This is a genomic window from Ercella succinigenes (assembly GCF_900002895.1).
Map to the genome: position 1 here is coordinate 83,393 of NZ_CDHP01000004.1, position 6,137 is coordinate 89,529.

General features: G+C 36.9%; 4 protein-coding genes. 1 reads left to right on the forward strand and 3 read right to left on the reverse strand.

From position 1 onward, the window contains the following. Nucleotides 1-131: 131 nt before the first annotated feature. The 3 genes from AC0KSB_RS01750 to AC0KSB_RS01760 form a co-directional block, all read right to left on the reverse strand. Nucleotides 132-1,271 (reverse strand): AI-2E family transporter, encoded by a 1,140-nt coding sequence (locus AC0KSB_RS01750; RefSeq protein WP_472306109.1) that lies wholly within the window; start codon nt 1,269-1,271, stop codon nt 132-134. A 92-nt stretch (nt 1,272-1,363) separates the two neighbouring features. Next, entirely contained in the window at nt 1,364-2,551 is a 1,188-nt protein-coding gene (locus AC0KSB_RS01755) for a coenzyme F420-0:L-glutamate ligase (protein WP_472306111.1), read from the reverse strand. 93 nt (nt 2,552-2,644) lie between these two features. Next, nucleotides 2,645-5,782 carry an ATP-binding protein gene (locus tag AC0KSB_RS01760; protein ID WP_472306112.1) on the reverse strand — a complete coding sequence of 1,046 codons (3,138 nt, stop codon included), beginning with the start codon at nt 5,780-5,782 and terminating at the stop codon, nt 2,645-2,647. Nucleotides 5,783-5,910: 128 nt separating this feature from the next. On the opposite strand from AC0KSB_RS01760, the gene AC0KSB_RS01765 reads away from it, so the two are divergent. Beyond that, a partial coding sequence (locus AC0KSB_RS01765; protein WP_472305606.1) for a transposase occupies nt 5,911-6,137 on the forward strand: 227 nt, incomplete at its 3' end.

Consider the following 6,137-nt stretch of genomic DNA (forward strand, 5'->3'; position numbering starts at 1 on the left):
GAATTAATGATTTATAATCCAATGCTAAACTAATGAGATTGCAACTGCAATTATCACTGAATTCTAAAAATGACCGAATGGCTTTTGCCACTCGGTCATTTTATAATTTATACTAAACCAGCGCTGCATTTTCAACTGCCGTTATTTTTATTCTCATCCTGATCAACAAGTTTTTTATCAATCATTTCTCCTGTAACTGAATAAATCAAAGCAAATACCGGTACACCTATCAACATGCCTACTATGCCGAACAACCTGCCACCGACAACTATTGCCAGCAAAACCCAAAGACTGGGAAGTCCTACCTGATTACCAAACAGTCTTGGTTTAATCACATTTCCATCTATTTGCTGTAAAGCCAGTACAAACAGCAGGAATAGCAAAGCTTTTATCGGATCAACAAGTACAATTATAAGGGCTCCTGGAACAGCACCGATAAAAGGTCCTACAATCGGAATAAGGTTCGTTACTCCTATTATTACACTTACCAATAACGGATAAGGGAATCTGAAAAGCGACATCCCCAGGAAACATAATATTCCAACCACTAAAGAGTCAAGAAGATTTCCGGCAATAAATTTTGTAAAAAGATAATTGGTTCTGGAGGCTAGTTCCTGAATACGCTGATTGTATTTTTGAGGTCCGAAAGCCTGCATAAATCGCTTTATCTGTTTAATTAATATTTCCTTGCTATAAATAAGATAAACAGAAAAAGCTATGCCTATGAAAAGGTTAAAAATTACAGAGGTTACATTCATAACATGATTAATTATATTGGGTATAAGATCATCCAGCTGACCAGTATACTTCTCAATAACAACAATCCATGTTCCTGTTATTTCGCCGGTTATATACTGTTGCAGTTCAAAATCTTCAACAAAACGATTAATCAGATTTTCAGCCGAAGACATGTAGTAAGGAATATTTTGTACCAGCAAAGTCACACTGGTAATTAATTGTGGCAAAATAATCCAGAACAGGAAAACAATTATGATAAGAACGGTAAGGTAAGCAAGAATTACGGAAAAATGTTTAGAGATTCTGGCTTTTATGCCACCTTTTTTCTTCCACGATGCAAAAATCGTATCCTGATACCATTTATAAGGAATATTGAGCAAATATGCTATGACAAATCCATATATGAGCGGCAGAATGACAACCTGCAGTGCAGATATAAATTTCATGATTGCCGAAATATTCTGCAGTCCCAGATATAAACAAATACCAAAGGCTACAAGAAACAGGCTTTGCTTGAATTTCAGTTTATCCATGTGCTTCCTCTTTTCTAAAATGCATCCTATATACTGATTCTAGAGTAGCACATGGATTTAGACAACCAAATAATTTGTAAACTATCCACTATTTACTCAGCCGCATAATGATCAAAATAACCTTGTGCCAAAACAATAGGGGTTCCCTTATCTCCACTGCCGCTTGTAAGATCAAATAAGCTGCCAAGAAGATCTGTCAGCTGTCTTGGAGTTGTACCTGCGGAAGCGTTTTGAGCCAAAAGATCTGCATCCTTGGTCAGAATTTTTTCTTTTAAGGCTTTTGCCGTTGCATCACTGTCTAACCCTTCTAGTTCGTTATCGACAATATACTTCATTTTTATTTCATTAGGTGTGCCTTCAAGCCCTGAAGTGTATCCGGGAGAAACTACAGGATCAGCAAGCTCCCATATTTTACCCTGAGGGTCTTTAAAAGCTCCATCTCCGTAAACCATAACTTCAATTTTCTTACCGGTCTTTTGCAATAAGACCTGCTGGACAGCTTCAACAAATTCTTTGCAGTCTTTGGGAAACAGCTTTAATCTGGTATCTCCCGCCTGATTTGAACCTAGAAGTCCATATTCTGGATTAAAACCACTGCCGTTAACTGATTGATTAAGAATATCATCAAGACCTAAAGCAGTTCTTGCACCAGCTTCCAGCAATTTTTTCTTAAGCTTATGACGATCATGAATATTTGCAACAAGCACGTCCTTGGAATAATTGAGGGCAGCACGATAATCATTAGCCAGCACAATCTCTATATTTCCATCAACAGCCATACTTTTATACAAATCTATATAATCCATTCCAGTAAAAGGATGTTTAAAGCTATGTCCGAAATGTGAGCGGTAAGCTTCTTCGCTAAGTATATCTATGTAAGGATTTATACCTGCGGCCTCCATTTTATCCACATCCATTAGATGATTGCCAACCTCATCACTAGGATAATTTAGCATTACAGTAATCTTTTTACCTGTCATTGCAAGGCTTCTAAGTATGATTGCAAAACGATTACGGCTAAGTATCGGAAATATCACAACTATATCACCAGGAAATTTTTTCTTTATATCCGCAGCAACCGCAGAGATATCAACATAATTACCCTGAGCTCTTGCCAACAGAGATTCCGTTACACCGACAACATCACGATCATTAAGTGAAAATCCTTCATTTTTGGCTGCATCAATAACTGACTCGGCAACTATTTTTATCAGATCATCGCCCTGACGAACTATCGGCGCTCTAACTCCTCGAACAGTTGTACCAATCATTCTTGTCATTTATTTTTCCCCCTTGAAAAATTTAAGGACATTAAACAGTTTTATCTCTAAAAACACGTTAATATAGTAAAGCATTATAGTCTGAGATGCAAATCAAAAATCAAGAGTATCTAAATTGTTCATAAAGCGCTCAATTATATTATAGAAATCTGCAGCTTCATTTAAAACCTCAGTTTCTCTGTTCTCACTATCCTGAATCATAGTCTGTTGACTCGCTTGCTGAGTGTTTAGTTCAACATCTCTGATTGCATTTTCTGCCAATTCTTCTAATTTTTTTTGCAGGCTTGCAGCAGCCTTATGCATCTCATTAGCACTTACATTGCCTGCACTACCTTTGATTTTATGAAATATATTCGCAGCTTTAGCATAATCTTTTTTGTCTAAAGCATCTTTTATTTCGACATAGATTATCTTGTTTTCACTTACAAAGGCCTCTAGAACGGCTTTGTAAAGTTCTTTATTCCCACCAAGCCGTTTTAGCCCTTCATCAATATTTATAATTTCTGTATTATAATTTTTGTTAACTTTTGAATGATTATCAGACTCGTCAATAATTATTTGCTTATTTTTATTCTCTAGCAAAATTTCTTTTATTCTTGTAATTATCTGATCTGGCTCAAACGGTTTACTAATATAGTACTTCATTCCTGCTTTTTCGCATCTGGCCTTTATACCTTCTATTGCATCTGCCGACATTGCAACAATAGGCATTGAAGGCATTTCTGCATTGATAAGCTCTGCCGATTCAAAGCCGTTCATTACAGGCATATGCAAATCCATAAGAATTAAACCAATTTCACTCTTGTGCTTTTGGAAAAGTTCATAGCCTATTTTACCATTCTCTGCCAGAATAATTTTGTATCCTTCCTGCTCAAGAATAGATTTAGCTATAATCTGATTAACCTCATTATCCTCAATCAAGAGTATTTTAGTATTTGTTACTGATTCGGCAAACATACCTGCATCTTTTGACTTTGTTGCTGATATATCGAACTGATGATCAGCGTTTCTTCTAATTGATTTCTGATCAGATAACTGAGAGATCTCACCAGAATTTTCTGACAAATTCATGTCTGTATTTATAATATTTTTGCGGAACACTCCCACAAGAGCATTATAAAGAACAGATCTAATAATAGGTTTTGTAATTCCTGCATCAATATCTTCATTTTCAAGCTCTTCCATCAAGCTCTCCCTGCTGATTGGAACTACTATTATACTAACAGCCTGCAGCATCCAAGGTCTTGTTTTTCTTACCTCCTGCCAGAAGCTTATCCCTCCGTGTATACACGCATCATGATCAAATACCAGAATGTCACAGTTGCTATGATCACCATCTTTTATCTTATCCATAAGAGCAAACGCATCATTTTCAGTAGTTACTTTCTCGGTCAGTATTCCCAAGGTTTTTAAGTAATCATCAATATGATTACTCTTATTATCAGCTTTGGCTAAAACAAGTGCTCTTTTGCCAGATAATACTGCCATAACCGAGTGTTCTTCGATATCCTGTTTTCTCCCGCAATCACAATTCATAGGCAAAGTTATTTCAAAAACCGATCCTCTACCAAGTTCGCTCTTAACAGTTATCTTACCTTTCATCATATCAACAAAACTCTTAACAATTGATAATCCAAGTCCGGTGCCGCCAAATCTCCTGTTAATACTTGCATCCTCTTGCGAAAAAGGCTGAAACAGATTATCCAGATGCTCTTTTGCCATGCCAATACCGCTATCGCTAACCGTAAAGACCATTTCGCACATGCAATCAATAACTAAATTTTGTTCACTGGTTAATTTTTTATTATTACAGGATATTTCCAGCCTTACAAAACCGTACTCCGTAAATTTGACTGCATTGCCGAGAAGATTTATTAATATTTGTTCGACTCTTATTGGATCACCGATAAGGAAACGTGGAGTTTCATCATGTCTTAAAACGTCAAAATCAAGATTTTTTTCATCGGCCTTATGATGAACTATATTAATCACATGCTCCAGAACATTATCTAAATCAAAAGAAATATTTTCCATTACGAGTTTGCCTGACTCTATTTTGGAAAAATCTAATATATCATTGATTATAGAGAGCATATTTCTACCGGCCTGGAGTATTTTGTCAAGGTATTGCTGCTGAGTAATATTGAGAGGTGTACGGAAAAGCAAGTGTGCCATTCCATTTATTGCATGCAAGGGAGTTCTTATTTCATGTGACATTCTTGCCAGAAAACTTGATTTCGTCTGATTGGCTTTTTCCGCTTCTATCTTTGACTGTTCTGCTTCCAGTCTCAATGAAACCGCCTCTTCAACAGCTTTTTTTAATTGCTCTTGCGCATCTACTCTCATAGCTATTTCACGTTTTAATCTGCTTATCCAAAAAATCGATACCACCAATACTAACAGCAACGCCGCCACACTGGCAATTATACTGCGCCAGAGCCAGGTAAGATCGCGTTCTTCGGCAACCCCTACCCATCTCTGATGAATTCTGACTCTCTCTTCAATAGTTATGTCGGCAAGTGCTTTATTTATAATATCAGCCAATACAGACCAGTCATCCCGTACAGCAAAATATAATGACTGATCTCCCGTGGATGCCAAAGAAATATAACTAAGATTTGTAATTCCTTGTTCCCTGATTATGTAGTTCGAGGTTGCAAGATTGCCTACATAAGCAACTTCTTCGCCCGTAGCAACTGCAGCAAGAGCCTCTTCAACTGTTTTATACAAAACAGGTTCTATGCTGTTATAAAGTTTTATGAAACCGTGATGAGAACTATTTTCCTGCACAGCTACTCTTTGTCCATCAAGATCAGCCAAATTTTTTATGTCTTTATTCTTTTCGCTAAAATATATTACTCTCTGGAATTGATAATAAGGATCAGAAAAAATAAAATGCAATTCCCGGTCACTGTTTTTTGACACACATGGCAAAATATCAATTTGCTTATCAACAGCCAAACTATATGCCTCATTCCAGCTCAATCCCTCGCTCACCTCAAAAACAAGTCCGGTTCTCTTACTTACCAATTCTACATAATCACTGGCAATGCCTTTGTAGCTTCCATCATTGTCAATAAATTCAAAAGGTACAAAATCGGGATCTATTCCCATCCTTATTACAGGATTTTTTTGGATAAAATCAATTTCTTGCCGAGTAAAATCAATTTTTGCTTTGGTATCAGAAGCCAGAACCTGAACTTTACTAAAAAAAAGAATAGTAATAAGCATAGATATCACTATGATAAAAAGAAGATAAAGTCCGTATACTTGGTGTAAATTGAGAAATAAAAAAGAGCCACGAGCTCGCTTTCGGTATAATAGGTTTTGCGAAACTAACAACTGAAAGGAATGAGATCATGGCTCAAGTACATCTTACACTGGAAGACGAAATTCTTAAAGACCTTATGCTTGGAAATCGGGAGAACGGGGTGGCGAAATTACTGGAAAAAGTATTTGATGCGGTGCTGCGAGGACAGGCCAGCGAACAATTGAATGCCGAGCCGTATGAGCGAAGTGATGGACGTGTCAGCTATCGGAATGGCTATCGCGAGCGTACCCTGACAACTAGAGTAGGAACGCTGAT

What these genes read in the sequence shown, in the direction of transcription:
- AC0KSB_RS01760 (WP_472306112.1), bottom strand. Translation starts at nt 5,782, where the DNA reads ATGCTTATTACTATTCTTTTTTTTAGTAAAGTTCAGGTTCTGGCTTCT.
- AC0KSB_RS01750 (WP_472306109.1), bottom strand. Translation starts at nt 1,271, where the DNA reads ATGGATAAACTGAAATTCAAGCAAAGCCTGTTTCTTGTAGCCTTTGGT.
- AC0KSB_RS01755 (WP_472306111.1), bottom strand. Translation starts at nt 2,551, where the DNA reads ATGACAAGAATGATTGGTACAACTGTTCGAGGAGTTAGAGCGCCGATA.